The organism is Pantoea sp. GbtcB22 (assembly GCF_019091025.1).
Taxonomy (GTDB): domain Bacteria; phylum Pseudomonadota; class Gammaproteobacteria; order Enterobacterales; family Enterobacteriaceae; genus Pantoea; species Pantoea leporis.
Map to the genome: position 1 here is coordinate 398,800 of NZ_JAGXKB010000001.1, position 21,696 is coordinate 420,495.

19 protein-coding genes are annotated in these 21,696 nt (G+C 56.4%); 9 read left to right on the forward strand and 10 right to left on the reverse strand.

Features of this window, described 5'->3' with window-relative positions:
• The first annotated feature begins 91 nt into the window (after window positions 1–91).
• Both KVT28_RS01900 and KVT28_RS01905 read left to right on the forward strand, forming a co-directional pair.
• Complete coding sequence (locus KVT28_RS01900; RefSeq protein ID WP_101764284.1) at window positions 92–1,681, forward strand: PTS transporter subunit EIIC; 1,590 nt, start codon at window positions 92–94, stop codon at window positions 1,679–1,681.
• Between the two features lie 80 nt (window positions 1,682–1,761).
• Window positions 1,762–2,658, forward strand: a complete 897-nt coding sequence (locus KVT28_RS01905) for a LysR family transcriptional regulator (protein ID WP_101764285.1) — start codon at window positions 1,762–1,764, stop codon at window positions 2,656–2,658.
• On the opposite strand, the gene KVT28_RS01910 is transcribed toward KVT28_RS01905, so the two are convergent.
• From KVT28_RS01910 to pspF, 8 genes are all read right to left on the reverse strand, one after another.
• Window positions 2,655–3,776 (reverse strand): oxidoreductase, encoded by a 1,122-nt coding sequence (locus tag KVT28_RS01910; RefSeq protein WP_101764286.1) that lies wholly within the window; start codon window positions 3,774–3,776, stop codon window positions 2,655–2,657. The two genes, KVT28_RS01905 and KVT28_RS01910, sit on opposite strands and share 4 nt — an antisense overlap.
• A gap of 198 nt (window positions 3,777–3,974) precedes the next feature.
• Window positions 3,975–4,763, reverse strand: a complete 789-nt coding sequence (fabI, locus tag KVT28_RS01915) for an enoyl-ACP reductase FabI (protein WP_007892455.1) — start codon at window positions 4,761–4,763, stop codon at window positions 3,975–3,977.
• A 128-nt stretch (window positions 4,764–4,891) separates the two neighbouring features.
• Window positions 4,892–5,695, reverse strand: coding sequence for a putrescine export ABC transporter ATP-binding protein SapF (gene sapF, locus KVT28_RS01920; protein ID WP_101764287.1), 804 nt, complete (start codon window positions 5,693–5,695; stop codon window positions 4,892–4,894).
• Window positions 5,696–5,697: 2 nt separating this feature from the next.
• Window positions 5,698–6,693 carry a putrescine export ABC transporter ATP-binding protein SapD gene (gene sapD / locus KVT28_RS01925; RefSeq protein ID WP_101764288.1) on the reverse strand — a complete coding sequence of 332 codons (996 nt, stop codon included), beginning with the start codon at window positions 6,691–6,693 and terminating at the stop codon, window positions 5,698–5,700.
• Window positions 6,693–7,583 carry a putrescine export ABC transporter permease SapC gene (sapC, locus tag KVT28_RS01930; RefSeq protein WP_101764289.1) on the reverse strand — a complete coding sequence of 297 codons (891 nt, stop codon included), beginning with the start codon at window positions 7,581–7,583 and terminating at the stop codon, window positions 6,693–6,695. Before sapC ends, sapD begins: the two co-directional genes overlap by 1 nt.
• Complete coding sequence (gene sapB / locus KVT28_RS01935; RefSeq protein ID WP_217546510.1) at window positions 7,570–8,535, reverse strand: putrescine export ABC transporter permease SapB; 966 nt, start codon at window positions 8,533–8,535, stop codon at window positions 7,570–7,572. Before sapB ends, sapC begins: the two co-directional genes overlap by 14 nt.
• A 2-nt stretch (window positions 8,536–8,537) precedes the next feature.
• Window positions 8,538–10,160 carry an ABC transporter substrate-binding protein SapA gene (gene sapA, locus KVT28_RS01940; RefSeq protein ID WP_101764291.1) on the reverse strand — a complete coding sequence of 541 codons (1,623 nt, stop codon included), beginning with the start codon at window positions 10,158–10,160 and terminating at the stop codon, window positions 8,538–8,540.
• A 470-nt stretch (window positions 10,161–10,630) separates the two neighbouring features.
• Window positions 10,631–11,629 carry a phage shock protein operon transcriptional activator gene (gene pspF, locus KVT28_RS01945; protein WP_217546513.1) on the reverse strand — a complete coding sequence of 333 codons (999 nt, stop codon included), beginning with the start codon at window positions 11,627–11,629 and terminating at the stop codon, window positions 10,631–10,633.
• Between the two features lie 164 nt (window positions 11,630–11,793).
• Between pspF and pspA the strand changes: the two genes are divergently transcribed.
• From pspA to tyrR, 7 genes are all read left to right on the forward strand, one after another.
• On the forward strand, window positions 11,794–12,459 hold the full coding sequence (gene pspA / locus KVT28_RS01950; RefSeq protein WP_008106471.1) for a phage shock protein PspA: 666 nt from the start codon (window positions 11,794–11,796) through the stop codon (window positions 12,457–12,459).
• 60 nt (window positions 12,460–12,519) lie between these two features.
• The gene (gene pspB, locus KVT28_RS01955) at window positions 12,520–12,747 is read left to right on the forward strand and encodes an envelope stress response membrane protein PspB (protein WP_007888081.1); all 228 of its coding nucleotides are present in this window, start codon (window positions 12,520–12,522) and stop codon (window positions 12,745–12,747) included.
• A complete protein-coding gene (gene pspC / locus KVT28_RS01960) occupies window positions 12,744–13,091 on the forward strand; it encodes an envelope stress response membrane protein PspC (RefSeq protein WP_101764292.1) in 348 nt (115 codons plus the stop codon). The genes pspB and pspC overlap by 4 nt, the downstream gene beginning before the upstream one ends.
• Before the next feature lie 47 nt (window positions 13,092–13,138).
• Window positions 13,139–13,387, forward strand: coding sequence for a phage shock protein PspD (gene pspD / locus KVT28_RS01965; RefSeq protein WP_007888070.1), 249 nt, complete (start codon window positions 13,139–13,141; stop codon window positions 13,385–13,387).
• Complete coding sequence (locus KVT28_RS01970) at window positions 13,368–14,765, forward strand: YcjX family protein (protein WP_210080730.1); 1,398 nt, start codon at window positions 13,368–13,370, stop codon at window positions 14,763–14,765. The genes pspD and KVT28_RS01970 overlap by 20 nt, the downstream gene beginning before the upstream one ends.
• Window positions 14,762–15,835 (forward strand): YcjF family protein, encoded by a 1,074-nt coding sequence (locus tag KVT28_RS01975; protein WP_217546516.1) that lies wholly within the window; start codon window positions 14,762–14,764, stop codon window positions 15,833–15,835. The genes KVT28_RS01970 and KVT28_RS01975 overlap by 4 nt, the downstream gene beginning before the upstream one ends.
• Before the next feature lie 213 nt (window positions 15,836–16,048).
• Window positions 16,049–17,614 carry a transcriptional regulator TyrR gene (tyrR, locus tag KVT28_RS01980; RefSeq protein WP_101764295.1) on the forward strand — a complete coding sequence of 522 codons (1,566 nt, stop codon included), beginning with the start codon at window positions 16,049–16,051 and terminating at the stop codon, window positions 17,612–17,614.
• A gap of 406 nt (window positions 17,615–18,020) precedes the next feature.
• Here tyrR and KVT28_RS01985 read toward each other — a convergent pair whose 3' ends face one another.
• Together KVT28_RS01985 and KVT28_RS01990 are read right to left on the reverse strand one after the other, a co-directional pair.
• Window positions 18,021–20,057 (reverse strand): TIM-barrel domain-containing protein, encoded by a 2,037-nt coding sequence (locus tag KVT28_RS01985; protein WP_217546518.1) that lies wholly within the window; start codon window positions 20,055–20,057, stop codon window positions 18,021–18,023.
• Complete coding sequence (locus KVT28_RS01990; protein ID WP_101764297.1) at window positions 20,054–21,433, reverse strand: glycoside-pentoside-hexuronide (GPH):cation symporter; 1,380 nt, start codon at window positions 21,431–21,433, stop codon at window positions 20,054–20,056. The genes KVT28_RS01985 and KVT28_RS01990 overlap by 4 nt, the downstream gene beginning before the upstream one ends.
• Window positions 21,434–21,696 lie beyond the last annotated feature (263 nt).

The following is a 21,696-nucleotide window of genomic DNA, read 5'->3' on the forward strand; positions in this document are numbered from 1 at the left end:
AAACTTCCCCGGCTGTTAAGGGGCGGCAGTTACGTGCTGCTGAGATAACTGACTAATAATTGCTCTTTCCATTCTGAAAAGGGCACGCAGCATGAAGAATCTGGCAAGCCAAATTCACGCCTTCGGTAAAGCCTTAATGATGCCCATCTCGGTGATTGCTGCCGCAGGGATCTTTCTTGGCCTGGCCGCCGCAATGCAAAATCCGGCCATCACCGGCGATGCCTTCGCCAGTCTGCAGGTGCCACAGCTGATTATCGGGTTTATCCGCAAGGTGGCGGGCGCGCTGTTCGCCAATTTGCCGCTGTTCTTTGCGGTGGCCAGCGCCATCGGGCTGGCGAAAGCGGAGAAACCGACCGCCGCCTTTGCCGCCGTAATTGGCTATATCGCCATGAATGTTGGTATCAGCTCCACGCTGGCGTCAAAAGGTTTGACAGCCGCTACCACCACGCCAGAAGCGCTGCAGAAAGCGGGTATGGATCAAACCGCAGCGATGATGACGTCGGCTGAATACATCGACATGCTCGGCATCTTTACTTACAACATGAGCGTGCTGGGCGGCGTGATTGCTGGATTGATTACCGTGCTGCTGCATAACCGTTTTTACACTCAGCAACTGCCGACGGCGATCAGCTTCTTTGGTGGACGCCGCTTTGTGCCGATCGTGACCGTGGTGGTGCTGCCGCTGGTGGGCGTGCTGCTGGCGTTGATTTGGCCGACCATCGGCGAAGGCATCGCGTGGGTGGGTTTGATGATTGGTAAAAGCGGGCAATACGGCGCCTTCCTGCTTGGCACCAGCGAACGCTTACTGATTCCCACCGGTTTGCACCATATCCTCAACGAAACCGTGCGCTTCACACCGATTGGCGGCATGGCAACGGTTGATGGACAAAGCATCGTTGGCGCGCTGAACATCTTCAACACCTCGCTAACGCATCCCGGCGCCATCCCGGACGATACGGTGCGCGGCGCGACGCAGTTCCTCGCGCAGGGCAAAATTCCGGTAATGATGTTTGGCTTACCAGCCGCCGCGCTGGCGATCTACCACACTGCGCGCCCTGAGCATAAGCAGCGCGTTAAAGCGCTGGTGCTGGCCGGTGCACTGACTTCCTTTACCACCGGCATCACCGAGCCGCTGGAGTTCTGTTTCATCTTCGTGTCGCCGGTGCTCTATATCCTGCATGCGCTATTAACCGGCCTGTCATTTATGTTGATGTCGATGCTGCATTTGATGATTGGCAACGTGCAGGGCGGCGCCATCGATCTGGTGGTGTTTGGCATTCTCGGTGGCAGCAAAACTCATTGGTGGTGGACGATTGTGCTCGGCGTGATTTACGTGCCGATTTACTACTACGGCTTCCGTTTTGTCATCACGCGGATGCGGGTTGAAACGCCGGGACGGGAATCCGATGAGGAGCACAAACCCGAACAGGTGGCGGCGGATGAGCGCACCAAAGTGATCATCAGTGGGCTGGGCGGCGAAGCCAATATAGAGGACGTCGATTGCTGCTTCACCCGGCTGCGGGTGCGGGTCAAACAGATGAATGAGGTGGTCGATCAAACGTTACTGACCACCGGCGCGAACGGCATCAATCGCGTCAGCGAACATGATATCCAGGTGATTTACGGCCCGCAGGTCGAGAAGATCGCCAACGACGTAAAAAGTGCCTTGGGTGTGGCGTAACACAATGGCCGCTGCGCGTGGACGCAGCGCAGCGGCAACCGCCATGATACACTGCTGTTTTCCAGCCAATTCTGCTTTCCATGGACATCAAACAATTAATCTATCTGACAAATCTTGAACGCGAACGCCACTTTGGCCGCGCGGCAGAGGTCAGCTTTGTCAGCCAGCCGACGCTATCGATGCGCCTTAAAAACCTCGAACGCGAATTAGGGCTGTCGCTGATCAACCGCAGTAATAATTTCGATGGCTTTACGCCAGAAGGCGAGCGCGTACTGACCTGGGCGCGGGAAATTGTTTCGGTGTATCAGGGATTGAAGCTGGAAGTGGAGTCGCTCAAGCATGGCGTCAACGGCACCTTGCGGCTTGGCGTGATGCCGCAGTGCAGCGTGGCGCTGCCAGCGTTGTTGAAAGCGGTTGAAGCGCGTTATCCACAGCTGGATTATCGCGTGGCCGCGATGAGCGCCGATCAGCTGCTGGAAGCGCTCAACAGCCACACCGTGGATGGCGGTATCGGCTTTTTTGAACTGACGTCACTGCGCGAGCTGCATTTTCAAACTGCGCTGTTGAAAGATCCGGGTGTCGAGGCGCTGTTCAATCCGGCGCACTTTCCGGCGCTGCTCGAGCAAGAGAACATCTCGCTCGCCACGCTTGCCTGCCAGCCGCTTTGTCTGGCGGAACCTACGCGCTATTTTCGACGCTATCTTGATGGGCAGCTGCGGGAAACCGGCTTGATCCCACGTGTGATCGTTGAGAGCGCGTCGATTATGCAACTGCTGCAAAGTGCGCAGGTTGGTTTGGGCGTGATGGTGTCGCCACGCGGGCATCTGTTGCCGGAGCTGATGCAGAATCTGGCGCGGCGGCCGATTGAGATGGCGCCGATGGGCCGGCAGGCGGCATTAGTGATTGCCGAGCCGGGCAGAGCATCGCCGCTGGCTCAGCATTTCTTTGATGAAGCGCGGCGACATCTGCCCGATTAACGGGGTTCGCCGAGCGCCATCAGCAGGCGATCCTGCCAGCTGGCGAAAGCCACCGCTTGCAACAGCGTGAAGATGCGTTCGCTGCCCCAGCCCGTGTTCAGCAGCGGCTGCAAATGCGCAGCACTGAAGCGGTCGGGCAGGCGAGTGAGCTGGGCGCTGAGTGAAATCACTGGCGATGCTGCGCCAGCGCTTTCGACATCCTGCAGCAGTGCGTCACGCCATTCATCGGTAACAAAATCAAACTGACGTCGACAACCCAGCACGCGTGCGCTAACCGCCTGCGCCAGCGCTTCATCCCCGGCAAAATGTTCACTCAGCCGCTGTTTTAGCGTGGCGAAGCCATACAGCGCTTGCGCATCGTGCACCAGCAGCCAAATGGCATCATCCAATCCCTCAATACCCTGACAGAAAGTAACCGCCGCCAGTTGATCGGCGCTGGCATAGCGCAGTTCAACCGGTTTCAACGCGTGCTGCCAGCCGTCGTTGCCGGTAAACAGCGCTGCGCTGGCGTCCGGCGGCGGTGTTACGCCCGGAATCCAGCGCACCGGCAAGCCCATCATCGCCTGCAGCGATGCCACCACGCGTGACTGATAGCTGACATATCCCACCAGTTGATTCAGCGTGACGATATCGGGCTCGGTTAAGCCCACCGCGTCCAGCGCGCTGATGCTGTTGGCGGTGATCAGTTCCGGCTGCATCGCCAGCTGACGCGCATATTGGGTGATTTGCGTCAGGCGATTATTGCTTTCACGTGATGAGTCCGGACCCGGCAACGGATTGAGCCGGGCTGAGTAGTGATTGCACAGGCGCTGCACGCCGGCGACCTGCGCCACCGTTAGCGCGGTGCTGAGGCGATCGTACAGCGTTAAGGTGTGGGTCAAACTGGTGGCAAGCGTATCGGGAAACAGAATCTGGCTGAGATCGCGCGCGGCCAATAACGCAGGCTGAAAACGCGACAGCAGCGGCTGTAGCGCGGTCGCTTCCTGTTGCAAACCGAGTAAGAAACGATCGTCGATATAGGCGGCTTCGGGCACCAGCGGCGCAGTGGCGGTGCTATTCGGGCGAGTCTGGCTTTCATAAAACCAGTGGTCATGGCCGGGAGAACGGCGTTGTTCCATGGTCATTCCTTGCGCTAAAAACGGACTTGCTGCACAGCGTGCGAATCTGAAAAGCAGGCATGCAACAAAGGGCTAGCTTATCGTCGCTGAACGGCTGTCCACGGCAAAAGAATGTTGGGGAATAATTAATAGCTTACGAGTATAAGGAGGGCGTTATTTGAAGAGGAGGTCGCCATGAAAGGCGACCTTAGGTAAATCTTATTTCAGTTCCAGCTCGTTCATTGCGGCAATGCTGAAGCCGCCATCAACGTGTACCACTTCGCCGGTGATACCACCCGCCAAATCAGAGCACAGGAATGCAGCTGAGTTACCCACGTCTTCAATAGTAACGGTACGACGAATCGGGGTAACCGCTTCGCAGTGCGCCAGCATTTTACGGAAATCTTTGATGCCTGATGCAGCCAGCGTACGGATTGGACCGGCAGAAACGGCGTTAACACGTGTGCCTTCTGGACCCATTGCGTTCGCCATGTAGCGTACGTTAGCTTCCAGAGACGCTTTCGCCAGACCCATCACGTTGTAGTTCGGGATGGCGCGCTCTGCACCCAGGTAAGACAGGGTCAGCAGGGCGGAATTCGGGTTCAGCATCGCACGGCACTCTTTCGCCATCGCAACAAAGCTGTACGCGCTGATGTCGTGAGCGATCTTGAAGCCTTCACGGGTAACAGCATTCACGTAGTCGCCATCCAGCTGATCGCCAGGTGCGAAACCGATGGAGTGAACGAAACCGTCAAATTTCGGCCAGGTTTTTGCCAGTTCGGTGAACAGCGCAGTGATGCTCTCGTCTTCAGCCACATCGCATGGCAGAACAATGTCTGAACCCAGATCTTTAGCAAACTCTTCCACACGACTTTTCAGTTTGTCGTTCTGGTAGGTGAAAGCCAGTTCTGCGCCCTGTTTGTGCATCGCCTGCGCAATACCGTAGGCGATTGAGAGTTTACTGGCAACGCCAGTAATCAGAATGCGCTTACCGGAAAGAAAACCCATAGCTGTAATCCTTTTGGTCATTGTTGTTGGCGGTCGCGATGGTTGAAAAACAGGCGACCGACGTTAATCTCGTGCGAAGTCTAGCACGTCTCTATAAATGCGGTAAATCGCACCGCGTTTTCGGCGCCTTAACGCTCGCGGCGCCAGGCTTCAGCGGTTAAGGCTTCACCAAAGTGGCTGGTGATCAGGCGTTTGGTGAGATCGTGCAGCGGCGAGGCCAATACATCGGCGGTGCCGCCGCGCTCGACCACTTCGCCCTGATGCATCACCAGCACCTGATCGCTGATGTGCTTCATCATGCCGAGATGCTGCGTGACATAAATATAGGCGATGCCGTGCTTCTCCTGCAGTTCCAGCATCAGGTTTACCAGCTGTGAACGCATGGTCATATCCAGCGAGGCGAGGGCTTCATCGGCGACGATCACTTTTGGCTGCAGAATCAGCGCTCGCGCCAGCGCCAGACGCTGCTTCTGGCCCGGCGCCAGCATGTGCGGATAGTATCCGGCGTGGTCGCGCAGCAAACCGACCTGACGCAGCGTGGCGATAATGCGTTTTTCACGCGCGTCATCATCCAGCTCGGTATTCAGGCGCAGCGGGAAATCGAGTATCTGGCTGATGCGCTGGCGCGGATTCAGCGAGGTTGAGGGATCCTGAAAAATCATGCGAATGCGCTGGCTGCGATAACCATAATCACCGTACTCCAGCGGATGATCGTCAATCAGCATCTCGCCCTCGCTCGGCTCGATCATGCCGCTGAGCATTTTTGCCAGCGTCGATTTTCCCGAACCGTTTTCACCAATCACCGCCAGCGTCTGTTTTTCACGCAGGGTAAAACTGACGCCTTTCACCGCCTCAACGTGCTGACGACGGAACAAACCGGTGCGATAGCGGTAGGTTTTACTCAGGTTGCGCACTTCCAGCAGCGTTTCCATGTTTACTGGCTCTCCATATTCAGCGGGAAGTGACAAGCAAAGAGATGCGCTTTATTGCCGGTCAGGCGCGGTGTTTCGATGCACTTACGCTGCGCATACGGGCAGCGCGGCCCCAGACGACAGCCAATCGGCAGATGTTCCAGTGAAGGAATCGCGCCAGAAAGCGTGTTGAGGCGGCTTTTGTGCGGCAGCGCGCTACCGAAATCGGGCATCGCCCGGATCAGCGCCTGCGTGTAAGGATGATGCGGTGACTCCATTAACTCTTCGCTTTGCGCGATCTCCACCGTCTGGCCGCAATACATCACATTAATGCGGTCGGCCCAGTGGCTCATGGTGCGCAGATCGTGGCTGATCAGCAAAATAGTGGTGTTATTATTCTGATTGAGGCGGCTCAGCAGGCGGAAAATTTGCGCCTGCGTGGTCGGCTCCATCGCATTGGTTGGTTCATCGGCGATCAGTAAACGCGGCTGATTGGCCAGCGCGATGGCGATCATTACCTTTTGGCATTCGCCGTCGGTGAGTTCATACGGGAAACTGCGCATGATGTCTTTATGATCTTTGATGCCGACGCGATGCAGCAGCTCAATGGCGCGCACTTTGCGCCAGAACCACAGCCGTTTATACCAGCGGCCTTTGTGCGTCCAACGCGGAATCGCCTGCATCAGCTGGCGACCAATACTTTCTGACGGATCAAGACAGGATTGCGGCTCCTGAAAAATCATCGACACGTTATGGCCGACGATCCGACGGCGTTCGCGCGGTGACAGGCGCAGCAGATCAATATCATCAAACACCATGCGATCGGCGGTGACGCGCCAGTTATCTTTGGTGACGCCGCAAATTGCTTTGGCGATCAGACTTTTGCCTGAACCCGATTCACCCACCAAACCGCGGATTTCGCCTTCGCTTAGCGTCAGGTTGATGCGATCAACCGCTTTGACCGGACCGTCAGCGGTCATAAATTCGATGGTCAGGTTACGGATATCCAGTAGCGGCATTATTCAACTCCCGCTTCTACAGCGCGACGAATGCCGTCGCCCAGCAGGTTAACGATCAACACGCTGACCATCAGCGCCACGCCCGGCAGCATGACCGTCCACGGCGCAACGTAGATCAGCTCCAGCGCGTCACCCAGCATCGCACCCCATTCGGGTGAGGGCAGCTGCGCGCCAAGATCGAGGAAACCGAGTGCGGCGATGTCCAGAATCGCCATCGACAGCGAGCGGGTAAATTCGCTCACCAGCAGCGGCAGCACGTTAGGCAGCACCGCATTCCACAAGATATTCAGGTTGCGCGCACCATCAAGACGCAGCGCCACCACATACTCTTTTTCCATCTCATCATGCACAGCAGTATAGATCTCGCGCACCAGACGTGGGATCAGCGCGAGAAACACCGCCAGCATCGCGTGTTCCAGGCGCGGGCCGAGAAATGCCACCACGATAATCGCCAGCAGCAGCGAGGGAATCGACAGTAAGGTATCCAGCACGTGATTCATCACCGCCGAGCGCATGCCGTGCGTGATACCGGCAAACACGCCAAGCACCAGCGCACAAATTGCCGCCAGCACCGTCACCAAAATCGCCGATCCCACGGTCGGCGCTACGCCGCTCAGCAGGCGGCTCAGCACATCACGGCCTAAATCGTCGGTGCCGAGGAAGAAGGAGACATCGCCGTAGCGCGACCACGATGGCGGCAGCAGCTGATAACCCAGGAATTGCTGATCGATGCCATACGGCGCCAGCAGGCCGCCAAACAGGCACAGGAACAGCAGCAGGCCAAAGCCGTATAAGCCGACCATGCCGCTGGTATCGCGATACAAGCGCTGCCAGCTGCGACGCAGCGTGCTGGGCAGCCGCTTCTCGTCGTAGACATTATCTAAGGGCATACCATTCCTTATGTTTCAGCGGGTTAAGCGCCGCACCCAGAATATCGGATAACACGCTGACCAGAATCACCAGACCGCCCACCACCATCACGCCAGCGGAAATCGCCGCGTAATCCTGCTGGCGAATGGCGTTAATCAGCCAGCGGCCGAGGCCCGGCCAGTTGAACACCACCTCGGTGATCATCGCCAACGTCAGCATGGTGGAAAATTGCAGCCCAAGGCGCGGAATCACCGGCGGCAGCGCATTGTGCAGCACGTGGCGGCGGATCACCGTGAAGCGCGACAGGCCGCGCGTGGCGGAGGCTTTGACGTAGTTTTTGTCCATCACATCGCTGGTGCTGCTGCGCAGTAAGCGGATCATTTCGGTAGCAGGCGCAACGGCGAGAACGACCACCGGCAGAATCATGTGCGTTAAGGCGCTGACCAGCATTTCATGACGCCACGGCGACGGGCTCAGCCAGGCATCAATCAGCGCAAAGCCGGTAACGTTTTGCACCGGATAGAGCAGGTCGAAACGTCCGGACACCGGCAACCAGCCGAGCGTTAACGAGAAGAACAGCGTAAACAGCAGCGCCAGCCAGAATACCGGCATCGAGAAGCCAAGCAGCGCCAGTGCGCTAATGGCTTTATCCTGCCATTTTTTGCGCATCACGCCGGCGCAAATTCCCAGCGGAATCCCCACCAGTAGCGCCAGAATAAATGCCATTACGCACAGCTCCAGCGTGGCGGGAAACACTTCGCGCAGCTGAAGATCAATCGGCTGGCCGTTGGTGCTGGAGACGCCAAAATCGAACTGCAGCAAGCCCTTGAACCAGAACCACCACGCATCAAACAGCGATGCGCCTTCGAGCGGGGCATTTGGTGTGAAGTAGCTCAGACTGAAGCTCACCAGCGACAGCAAAAACAGGGTGATGAGCAGCAGCACCACGCGACGCAGAATATAGATAATCATGCTTACTCCTCGCTGCTCTCATCGCGGTAAACGCCAGCGAACGAAGCGTTACCAAACGGGCTCAACACCAGGCCTTTGATATCATGCCGATAGGCTTGCAAACGCAGCGATGACGCCAGCGGCAGCACCGGCAACTCCTGCGCCAAAATCTGCTGAGCCTTGTCATAGCTGTCAATGCGCGCCGATAGCTGCTGTGACAACAGTGCATGCTGCAAAGCCTCATCAAAGGCGGGCGAGCACCAGTGTGCGTAGTTGGTTTGCGAACGGATCGCCGCGCAGCTTAACAGCGGACGGAAGAAACTGTCGGGATCGTTACTGTCGGTTGCCCAGCCGGTGAGCGTGAGGTCATGGTTCATCTCCATCAACTGCGCTTCCTGGAAGCGGCCTTCCACCGGCGCGATAGTGACGCGCACGCCAACCTGAGCCAAATCCGCTTGCAACAATTCAGCGGTTTTTAGCGGGCTGGGATTCCACGACTGCGAGGAAGAGGGCACCACTAAACGTAAATGTAAATCTTCCAGCCCCAGCGCTTTCAACTCTTCACGCGCTTTAGTTGGATTGTATTCGGTGACGCGCGCATCGTTGTCATACGCCCAGGACGCACGCGGCAAAATGGAGGCGGCAGTTTCGGCGGTGCCGTAATAGATCGACTCCATCAGGCGTTCGTTATTGATCGCCAGCGCCAGCGCGTGACGCACTTCCGGGCGATCCAGTGGCGGTTTGCGCGTGTTGAACGCCAGATAGGCGATGTTCATGCCAGGACGCAGCGTCATGCGCAGGCGCGGATCGTCACGCAAAATGCTCAGCTGGCTGGCGGCGGGATAGGCCAGCACATCGCATTCGCCGGTCAGCAGTTTGGATAACCTTCCGGTGCCGCCGACGCCCAAATCGATCACCACCTGCTGCAGACGCGGCACGCCTTTCCAGTACTGCGGATTACGCGCCAGGCGGAGATATTGCCCGGTACGGTATTCGCTCAACTGGAACGGGCCGGTGCCGACCGGTTCGCGGTCCAGCTGTTCCTGCTGGCCTTTAGCGCTGAGTTTATTGGCGTACTCCTGCGACAAAATCGGCGCGTAATGCGTCGCGATATGCCACAAGAATGAGGCGTCCGGGCTGTTCAGGCGGATTTCAACGGTATCGCTATCCAGCTTTTTCACACTCTGCACTGAATCGGCAAACTGCAGGCTATCAAAATAGGGATAGCTGCCGCCGTTGACGTTGTGCCACGGATGCTTGCGATCAAACATGCGTGCAAAGCTGAACACCACATCATTGGCGTTCATTTTCCGCGTCGGTTTAAACCAGTTGGTGTGCTGGAAGGCGACATCTTTACGCAGGTGAAAACGGTAGGTTGCGCCGTTATCACGCACTTCCCAGCTCTGGGCGAGGTCGGGAATCAGCCGATAAGTATAAGGATCCACGTCCAGCAGCCGGTCATAAAGCTGCGCCGCCAGCGTATCAACGACTAATCCGCTGCTAACCATTTGTGGATTGAAGGTATTAACCGTGCCGTTAACGCAATAGACAAAACCGCTGTTGCGGATGTTGTCCGTTGGCGCGGCCCACGCTGACGCGCTCATTATGCTGAGACCCAGCAGCAGAGAGGGGAATAATTTTGGCATAGAACTCAACGATTCTGAGGCAATAGCGTGAGTGTATCTTAAACGCCACGTACTCCCCAAATTCGCGACGCTTCTGCTGTGTTTTTCGCCAAACTGGCGATGGGGTAATCACAATCTCTGTGTGGAGATGAGAAAAATTCTCAATTAGGGGTTTACAGATGATAATAAGAATGATTATTATTCTTCTGCGCTTCGACGGTGGCTCTACCGAAGAAGAGCACGACATTGCTCACATTGCTTCCAGTATTAGTTGCCCGCGTTAACCCGCGGGCTTTTTTTCGTCCTGTTTCGAGCGGCTGCTGCGTTGGCTGCGCTCGTCCACCCTGGTCACATACTTATGTATGCTCCCAGGGATGTCCTCGCTTGCCGCCTTGCATCCACTCGAAACAGTTAGAAAAAAACACCGTGCGATTTGCTTTAAAAAAGAAAAATCAAATGAATACGTATAGGCGACGTTTATGGCGATTTGGCTAATCCTCGTCGCGTGCCTGAATACCGTGCTTTTTCATCATGGCGCGTAATTGGTGATACGTCACACGCAATAACTCGGCGGCGCGGCGCTGGTTGTATTTGGCTTGCTGTAAACTCGCTTCAACCAACTCGCGTTCCTGTTGATTTTGCCACTGACGCAAATCCAGCGGCAGGGAAGGCAAGGCAGATACGTCCGCCTGGGCAATGACGTCGGCGGGCGGCGTGCGGGGGGCGAACGGGTTAATGATAATGTTATCCAGCTCATCGTCGGCGCTGTGATGGCGATAAACCGAACGCTCGACCACGTTCTTCAGTTCACGCACGTTGCCGGGCCAGCTGTGATTGAGCAACGTCAGCTGAGCGCGATCGCTGAAGCCAGGGAACAGCGGCAAGCCCAGTTCGCGGCACATCTGAATGGCGAAATGGTTGGCCATCACCAGTATGTCGCTGCGGCGTTCACGCAGCGGCGGCACTTGCACCACATCAAAGGCGAGGCGATCGAGCAGGTCGGCGCGGAATTTACCGGCGGCGGCAAGCGCCGGCAGATCTTCATTGGTGGCGCACACTAAACGCACATTCACCTGCAAAGATTGATTACCGCCAACGCGTTCCAGCTGTCCGTATTCAATCACGCGCAGCAATTTCTCCTGCACCAGCATCGGCGCGGTGGCGAGTTCATCAAGAAACAGCGTGCCGCCATCGGCGCGTTCGAAGCGTCCCAGATGGCGTTTTTGCGCCCCGGTAAACGCGCCGGCTTCATGGCCGAACAGCTCGGAATCGAGCAGGTTTTCATTTAGCGCGGCGCAGTTCAGCGATACAAACGGCCCTTCCCAGCGGTTTGACAGATAATGCAGGCGGCTGGCAATCAGCTCTTTGCCGGTTCCGCGCTCGCCAATCACCAGCACCGGTTTTTCCAGCGGCGCTAAGCGCGAAACCTGTTCCAATACTTCCAGAAAGTTATTCGATTCGCCTAAGAGGTTGTCTGAATTGTTCGCCATGATGAAATTCGCCACTGATTAATCAATTTCACTACCTTAAGCGATGTTCTGGCGGATGTAAAATAAACAAATCGCGTAAAATCAATAAATTAAAAGTTGGCACGCGAATTGTATTAGTGAAGGGCGCCTCGCGCACCTACACACAAAATTTGAGGAACATCATTATGGGTATTTTTTCTCGTTTCGCCGACATCGTGAACGCTAACATCAACTCTCTACTGGAGCGCGCCGAAGATCCGCAGAAACTGGTACGCCTGATGATTCAGGAAATGGAAGATACGCTGGTAGAAGTCCGTTCAACCTCAGCCCGTGCGCTGGCCGAAAAGAAACAGCTGCTGCGCCGCAGCGAGCAGGCTGAAATTCAGCAGGCCGAATGGCAGGAAAAAGCGGAGCTGGCAATCAACAAAGGTAAAGAAGATCTGGCGCGTGCTGCTTTAATTGAGAAGCAGAAGCTGACCGATTTGATTGCTGCGCTGCAGCAGGAATCGACTCAGGTTGAAGAGACGCTGGACCGCATGAAAGGCGAGATCGGTGAGCTGGAGAAAAAACTCACTGAAACCCGTGCGCGTCAGCAGGCGTTAACGCTGCGCCATCAGGCAGCATCGTCATCACGTGATGTGCGTCGTCAACTCGACAGCGGCAAGATTGATGATGCGATGGCACGTTTCGAATCCTTTGAACGTCGCATCGATCACATGGAAGCAGAAGCAGAAAGCCAGCGTTTTGGTAAACCAAAAGGTTTGGATCAGGAGTTCGCCGAGCTGAAAGCCGATGATGAAATCAGCCAGCAGCTGGCCGCGCTGAAAGCTAAAATGAACCGCCCTGAGTGATCGCCACGGGCCTGATTGCGGGCCCGAGTTAAAAATGGTGTTAGTGATTAAGGAGAGTCAATGAGCGCACTTTTTTTAGCCATACCTTTAACGATTTTCGTGCTGTTTGTCGCACCAATTTGGTTATGGCTGCATTACAGCAACAAACGCAACGGCGGCGCCGATCTATCGTCCAGTGACCTGCAGCGTTTGCAACAAATTACCCAGGATGCGCGCCGCATGCGTGAGCGTGTTGAAGCACTGGAAGCCATTTTGGATGCCGAACATCCAAACTGGAGGCAACCATGATGAATGGCCGTAAACTGTGGCGCATTCCGCAGCAGGGCAAAGTACGCGGCGTCTGCGCGGGTATCGCCGAGTACCTCGACATTCCGGTGCGCTTGCTGCGTGTGATTGTGGTGCTGTCGCTGTTCCTTGGGCTATTTATGTTCACCATCGTCGCCTATTTTATTCTGGGCTTTGTGCTGGACGAGAAACCCGTTGATGCGACATCTGAACGGGCACCCAGCGCACGTGAACTGCTCGACGAGCTGGAAACAACGCTGCAAAGCGATGAGCGAAAGGTGCGTGAAGTTGAACGCTACGTCACTTCAGAGACGTTTAGCGTGCGCAGCCGCTTTCGCCAGATCTAAATTCCCGGGCTTTCGGGCCCACTTCTTCTATTGTGATAAGAGGCTCTATGCAAACTCAACGTTTCACTGCTCTGCGCCGTCGCGCGACACCTGCGTTGATGTCGGCGGGGAAATTTATCATCATTAGTGCAGTAACTTACGGGCCCGGCGGTATCGCTGGCTGGGCGGTGAAATCGGTGGCGCGCCGTCCGCTGCGCCTGTTGCTGGCGGCCGCCCTGGAACCGTTGCTGAGCAAAGCGTTTAAACGCTTATCGGCACGATTCATCAGGGAGAACGATGAAAAGACTGCAAAATGAATTTGTGGCGTTGATGAACCGCGGTGTTGACCGCCATCTGCGCCTGGCTGTAACCGGTTTAAGCCGTAGCGGCAAAACCGCGTTTATCACTTCGCTGGTTAACCAGCTTCTCAATGTTCACAGCGGCGCACGTTTGCCGCTGTTTTCCGTGGTGCGCGAAGATCGCCTGCTGGGCGTCAAGCGCGTGCCGCAGCGTGAACTCGGCACGCCGCGTTTCACCTACGACGAAGGTCTGGCGCAGCTGTACGGCACGCCGCCGATGTGGCCGACGCCGACGCGTGGTGTGAGCGAAATGCGTCTGGCGCTGCGCTATCGTCCGGATGAATCGCTGCTGCGCCATTTCAAAGATACCGCCACGCTCTACCTTGAAATTGTCGATTACCCCGGCGAATGGCTGCTGGATCTGCCGATGCTGGCGCAGGATTATCTCAGCTGGTCACGCCAGATGGTGGGCTTGCTGCAGGGCGATCGCGCAGGCTGGTCAGCGCACTGGCGCAGCTTGTGCGCCGATCTCGATCCTTTTGCGCCCGCCGATGAAAATCGTCTGGCAGCGATTGCCGCTGCCTGGACCGACTATCTGCACCAATGCAAAAGCGAAGGCTTGCACTTTATCCAGCCGGGCCGCTTTGTATTGCCGGGCGATATGGCCGGCGCGCCCGCGCTGCAGTTCTTCCCGTGGCCGCAGGTCGACGAGATGCAGGTTAGCAAGCTGGCGCAAGCGCCAGCAGGCAGCAACTTCGCCATGCTGCAGCAGCGTTTCAACTATTACTGCCAGCACGTGGTGAAAGGATTCTATAAAAATCATTTCCTGCGTTTCGATCGCCAAATCGTGCTGGTCGATTGTCTGCAACCGCTTAACAGCGGGCCGCAAGCGTTCAACGATATGCGTCTTGCCTTGACGCAACTGATGCAGAGTTTCCACTACGGTCAGCGCACGCTGTTCCGCCGTCTGTTCTCTCCGGTGATCGATAAGCTGCTGTTTGCTGCCACCAAAGCCGATCATGTGACTTCGGATCAGCACGCCAATATGGTGTCCCTTTTGCAGCAGCTGGTGCAGGACGCGTGGCAAAACGCGGCGTTCGAAGGCATCAATATGGATTGCCTCGGTTTAGCCTCGGTGCAGGCCACAGAAAGTGGGCTGGTTGATCATCGTGGCGAGAAATTACCGGCGTTGCGCGGTCATCGTTTAGCCGATAATGAAGCGCTGACGTTTTATCCCGGCGAAGTGCCGCCACGCTTGCCTGGCCACAATTTCTGGCAGCAGCAGGGATTTCAGTTTGAACAGTTCCGGCCGCAGCAGCTGGATGTCGATCGCCCGCTGCCGCACATTCGCATGGATGCCGCGCTGGAATTTTTACTGGGAGATAAATTGCGATGAGCGACGAAACACCTTTGAAAGGACGCATTGATTTTGCCCGTCCGCTGACAGTGGAAGCGGAAAAACCGCTGCGCGCCGCACAAACCTTTAGCGCGGACAGCGAGAAAGCCTTTCTCGCCACGGCGGAAGCCGAGCCGTTGGAAGAGGGCGAAGGCGAAAAAGTGGTGGAAGCCGCGCTGCGGCCGAAGCGCAGCCTGTGGCGTAAAATGGTGGGCGTTGGCCTCGCTATTTTCGGCGTCAGCGTGGTGGCGCAGGGCGCGCAAACGCTGCACGATGCGTGGCTGGTGCGCGACTGGTTTACCCTCGGCACCGGCGTGGCAGGCACATTGATAGTTGCCGCGGGGGCGGGTGCGCTGATTGGCGAATGGCGGCGTTTATATCGTCTGCGTCAGCGGGCCGAAGAGCGCGATATTGGCCGCGAATTGCTGCACAGTCACGGCGTCGGAAAAGGTCGTGCGTTCTGTGAAAAGCTGGCGCAACAGGCGCAGCTTGATCAGGCGCATCCTGCACTGCAGCGCTGGCATGCGGCGCTGCATGAAACCCACAACGATCGTGAAATCGTCACCTTATATGCCCAACTGGTGCAGCCAGTGCTGGATCGTCAGGCGCGCCGGGAAATAAGCCGTCACGCCGCCGAATCGACGTTAATGATCGCCGTCAGCCCGCTGGCTTTGGTCGACATGGCGTTTATCGCCTGGCGCAATCTGCGGCTGGTCAATCGCATCGCGGCGATCTATGGCATTGAGCTGGGTTACTTTAGCCGCATCCGCCTGTTCCGCTTAGTGCTGCTCAATATGGCGTTTGCCGGGGCTTCCGAACTGGTGCGCGAAGTCGGGATGGATTGGATGTCACAGGATCTTGCCGCACGCCTGTCAACCCGCGCTGCGCAAGGGATTGGTGCCGGTTTGCTCACCGCACGTCTCGGCATTAAAGCGATGGAGCTGTGTCGCCCGTTACCGTGGCTGGAAGATGATAAGCCGCGTCTGGGCGATTTCCGTCGCGAGTTAATCGGTCAGTTGAAAGAATCCCTGGTAAAAAGTGGGGATAAAGTAGGGCAGGCTGCTAAATAATCAGCACTTGCGTACCTTTCACGCTGCAACTGGCGTGAAAGGTAAAATTATCTGTGTTACCACGCATATTCGGCGGGATTTTTGTTGGTCGCTCCGTTACACTTCCCTTTATCACCTGCCTCTGGCTGTCAACTTTTCCTGACAGGCCTCTTCTGAGGCGCTGCAAGTTAGCGTATTATCACTAAAATCAAAACCTGACTAAGGCTCATCGCAATGCGTTTGGAAGTTTTCTGCCAGGACCGAATCGGTCTGGCGCGCGAGTTGCTCGACCTGCTGGTTGCCCGCAATATCGACCTGCGCGGCATCGAAATTGCGCCACTCGGTCGCATTTATCTCAATTTTACCGCGCTGGAGTTTGAACCCTTCAGCAATCTGATGGCGGAAATCCGCCGTACACCTGGCGTGACAGATGTGCGTACCGTTTCGTTTATGCCCTCTGAACGCGAGCATCGCGCATTGAGCGCGCTGCTGGTGGCGATGCCAGAACCGGTGTTATCCATCGATCTGAAATGCAAAGTCGAGCTGGCCAATCCGGCAGCACAGAATCTGTTCACCCTTGATGAACAGAAGCTGCGCAATCAAAACGTTGGCACCCTAATCACCGGCTTCAATTTCCAGCGCTGGCTGGAGAATGATCGCGTTGACGCACAGGCGCAGCATGTGGTGATTCAGGGGCGCGATTTCCTGATGGAAGCGCGACCGATTTATCTGGCAGAAGAAGAGGGCCAGAGCGATCTGCCGGTCGGCGCGATGATCACCCTGAAATCGACGGCGCGTATGGGCCGACAGCTGCAAAATCTTACCGTTACCGATGAATCGGAGTTCGATCATATCGTGGCGGTTACGCCAAAAATGCGTCAGGTGATCGATCAGGCGCGCAAGCTGGCGATGCACGATGCGCCGCTGTTGATCGTCGGTGATACCGGCACCGGCAAAGATATGCTGGCGCGCGCCTGTCATTTGCGTAGCGCGCGTGGCAAAAAACCGTTCCTGGCGCTGAACTGCGCCTCATTGCCGGATGATGTGGCGGAGAGTGAGCTATTTGGTCACGCTGCCGGTGCTTATCCCAATGCGCTGGAAGGCAAGAAAGGCTTCTTCGAGCAGGCTAACGGCGGTTCGGTATTGCTGGATGAGATTGGCGAAATGTCGCCACGCATGCAGACCAAACTGCTGCGTTTCCTTAACGACGGCACGTTCCGCCGCGTGGGCGAAGAGCATGAAGTGCACGTTGATGTGCGCGTGATTTGCGCCACGCAGAAGAATTTGATTGAGCTGGTGCAGCGTGGTGAGTTCCGCGAAGATCTGTTTTATCGCCTGAATGTGCTGACGCTCAATCTGCCGCCGCTGCGCGAACGTCCGCTGGATATTCTGCCGCTCACCGAAATGTTTGTCGCGCGTTTCGCCGATGAACAAGGCTTGCCGCGTCCGCGCCTCTCATCGCAGCTGACGCCATTCCTGACGCGCTATAATTGGCCCGGTAACGTACGCCAGTTGAAGAATGCGCTGTACCGTGCGCTGACGCAGCTGGAAGGTTACGAGCTGGGACCACAAGATATTGTGTTGCCAGAGCAGGCGCTCGATGTGTCATTGGGCGAAGAGGCGATGGAAGGTTCGCTGGACGATATCACCAGCCGTTTCGAACGTTCGGTGCTGACGCGTCTCTATCTCTCTTATCCCAGCACGCGCAAACTGGCGAAACGCCTCGGCGTGTCGCATACCGCGATTGCCAATAAGCTGCGTGAATATGGGTTAGGGCAGAAGCGCAACGAGAGCGAGTAATAGAGCGCGTGCATCCCGCAACGCCGTTCTGCATGCGGTCGCCATTTATGGCGTTGCCTGTCAGTTAAGAAAGCATTTTGCTTTAAATCGGTGCGGGCTCTGACACATCTGCTGCGTCACGGGCCGTCCTCGCGCCGCTAGCGCGGTACCTTCGGCTTTCACGTTGTGCCAAACGGACCGTTCGCGGATCGGCCGTCCTGGCCGGCCCCGAACTGCCTCGCGCATCCATGCGCGAGGCTCCTGGCCCAACGTAAAAGCCTCAGCGCTGCGAATGGCCCTTTTGCCGCAGCAGACGCGCCAGCGCCTCTGGCAAATGAGCCCTTTTCAGCAGCACGCACTGAAGATTCATCGTGGGCTTAACTGACAAGCATTACGCCATTCATGGCGACCTATCGTAAATGTGCATCTACTCTGGCACGCGGATGTCTACCTGACTTCCTGCTCTCGTAAACACCGGAATTTCACTCAGTGGCGCGGCGACGCTGATGCGTTGGCCGCCTTGATAGCACTCACCATTGCGGGTAATCCATTGTTCACCAGCAGGTAACCACACTTCACGTTCACGCTGCCCGGCGTGCAGTACCGGCGCGATCAGGAGGTCGCGGCCCAGCAGATACTGATCTTCCACTTGCCAGCTCTCTGGCTGCTGCGGGTAGTGATAGAACAGCGGGCGCATCACCGGATCACCGAGCTCATGGGCTTCGCGCATCAGGCCATCAATATAGGGGCGAATCTGCTCACGTTGCAGCAGGCAGCTTTTCATCAGCGCGTAATTCTCCTCACCGTAACTCCATACCTCATTGGGTGAGCCGCTGTTACACTGCGCAATACCATCGCGCCAGGCTTCTTCAGGTGCAATTTGTGGCTCGCGGTAACCATGCAAACGCATCACCGGACAGAATACCGCCCATTGGAACCAACGGATCAACAGTTCATGAAACGCCGGATCATGAATATTCCCGCCCTGAAAACCGCCGATGTCGGTGGTCCACCATGGAATACCTGCCATCGCCATATTCAGCCCGGCAGTGAACTGATTACGTAAGGCATGGAACGAGGAGTGAACGTCGCCCGACCAGGCAAGCACGCCGTAACGCTGGCTGCCCGCCCAAGCGCAGCGCACCAGATTGACGATCTCGCTCTCGCCCTGTTGTTGCAGACCTTCATAAAATCCGCGGGCAAACAGCTGCGGATAGATATTGCCCACTTCCTGTACCGGACCGAGATGATAGCGGTAATTATCAAAATCGTAGGCGCGGTATTCTGGCTCTGCTTCGTCGAGCCAGAAAGTGCGGATGCCGTGGTCATAATAGTTGCGCTTAACTTCCTGCCAGACGAACTCGCGTGCGGCGGGATGCGTGGCGTCAAAAAAAGTGGTGTTGCCCATAAAATCAAGGTTCACCGATACGCCGCGCTCGCTGTTAACCAGCAAGCCTTTGGATTTCATCAGACGATAGTTATCACTGCGGCTATCCACCGTGGGCCACACAGACACCATGGTTTCGATGCCCATCTCTTTCAGCTCCTGCACCATGGCACGCGGATCTGGCCAGTCGCGCGCATCGAAACACCAGGTTCCCTGATTTGGCCAGTGGAAAAAGTCGATGACGATCACCGAGAGCGGCAGCTGCAGGCGGCGATATTCGCGCGCGACCTCCAGCACTTCCTGCTGAGTGCGATAGCGCAGTTTGCATTGCCAGAAACCGGTCGCGAAGCTGGGCATCATCGGTGCTGTGCCAGTGGCGCGGCCATACTGACGCACGATCTCAGCGGGTGTGTCGCCTGCGGTGATCCAGTAATCCATCTGATCGGTTACTTCGGCTTGCCAGCGCGTGCCGTTTTTACCAAAGGTCACCTCGCCGATGGCCGGGTTATGCCACAGCAAGCCGTAGCCGAGATTGGATACCATAAACGGCACGCTGGCCTGCGAATTGCGCTGTGCCAGCTCAAGCGTGCAGCCTTTCAGATCGAGACAATCCTGCTGATACTGGCCCATGCCATAGATTTTCTCTTCGGCACGCGCTTCAAAGCGCACGCTCAGCTGATATTTCCCTCCCGGAATCGGTCGAAAGGCGCGCGCATCCAGCTTCAAGGCGCTGATGTATTTGTCCTGACTCTTTTCGCTGGCACCGATGCCCACGGTGCTGCGCTGACGCCAGAACTCCTCGAGCAGCAATTCGCCGTGCTGATTATAGAAAGCCAGCTGGCCGCGAATATTCAGTGTGGCGGTGATATTGCCGTTACGCAGGCTGAGAGATTCATGCTCGCGCTGGATCTCCACCTCGCAAGCCGCAGGCGATAACAACGCCCAGTCATGGTCGATCAGTTCGGGCTGACAGGTGGCTCGTACTCGCAGGCTATGCGCGCCCCAGGGTTCGATAACCAGCGTCTGACGGTCAAATGTCCAGATAATACGCTGGGATTCGGCGCGTAATTCACTCATGACAACTCCTGTGGTTGTAAAAGGGGGGAAGCAGTGGCAGCCGGTTGGGCTGACACTTTGTGCTGATTGATGGTGCGCATGGTGGCATCGTTAAGTTTGTAGCCGCGCATCGCCAGCGCGCTTAACAGCGACAGCAGGCCGGGAACCACCGAAAACAGCGCCACGATGGCCATCATGGCGGCGGGTTGCTGATGCGGTGCCTGAGCGACGTAACCGCTCAGGCCAAGCGTCCAGCCGACAATCGCACCGCTGATGGCCATGCCCATTTTCAATACGGCGAGCAGAGTCGAGAAGACGGTGCCATCGAGGCGTTTTCCCTGACGATATTCACCGTAATCCACCACGTCGGCCATCATCACCCACATCAGCGTGGTGGTGACCTGATAGAAGCTGGAGACGATGAATGTCATGCCAACCAACAGCGCCAGCGAGCCGGGCAGGAACACGATGCTGATGCTTAGCACGCCAGCAGTAATGGCGCTGAGCGTAAAGGCGGTGATTTTGTTCAGGCGGCGCGTCAGCAGTTTCGCCAGCACGCTACCGACGCTTTTGCCGACAATATGCGCGGCCAGCAGCCACATGAAGAGGCTGGCATCACCCAGAAAATAGGTGACGTAGTACATCATCGCGCCGAGCCGCACCACGCCGAATGAGATATTGCAGAACACCAGCAACGCGACCACGCGCCACTGATCGTTACGCAGCAAATCGCGCAGATCGGCAAGAAAGTTGCCGTGGTTAGCGGGAGCATTGATGCGTTCGCGTGTATTGAGAAAACAGATAAAAAACAGCAGGGTTGCCAGCGTCGCCATTATCGACATTGCTGCGAAGTAACCGTCCAGTTTGTTACCGCCGCCCAGCAAGGTGGCGAGCGGGATCATCAGGAAAGTGGACATCGCGCCGCCCAGCGTGGCGAGGAAGAAGCGCCATGATTGCAGGGAGATGCGCTGATTATCATCGGCGGTGATAATCGCCCCCATCGAGCAGTAAGGAATATTGATGGCGGTGTACATCAGCATCATCAGGCTGTAGGTCACGGCGGCGTAAATCATCTTGCCAGTCAGCGACAGGCTTTCCGGCACCGCATAAATCAACATACAGCTGACGCCGAACGGTACCGCGAGCATCAATAGCCAGGGACGGAATTTGCCCCAGCGTGAACGGGTTCGGTCAGCCACCATCCCCATCGCCGGGTCGATCACCGCATCGGCGACGCGCGCCAGTAAAAACAGCGTGCCAACAAAGATTGCGGGCAAACCCACCACATCGGTGTAGTAAAAGGTGAGAAAAATAATGACGTTATCGATGGCGATATGGCTGGCCATATCACCGAGGCCGTAACTAAACTTTTCTTTAATGGATAAGCTTGCTTGCATAAAGATTCCCGCCTGTCTTTAAATCGCTTAAGTGCAATTGACGGTTAGTTATAGGTAGCGATGCTGATGGGAACAATTGCGGGATTTGTTACAGGTTTTATGTTTTTTAATTAATGTGATACGGGTAACAAGAATCACAGTAAAAATGCAACATGGCGGGAATAAGTGCTACGTATCGCGATAAATCAACAGGTTGAAAATTGAGCCATCCTGAAGGTGAGCATAAAAAAAGCACCGACGCGTTAATCATTCGGTGCTTTTTG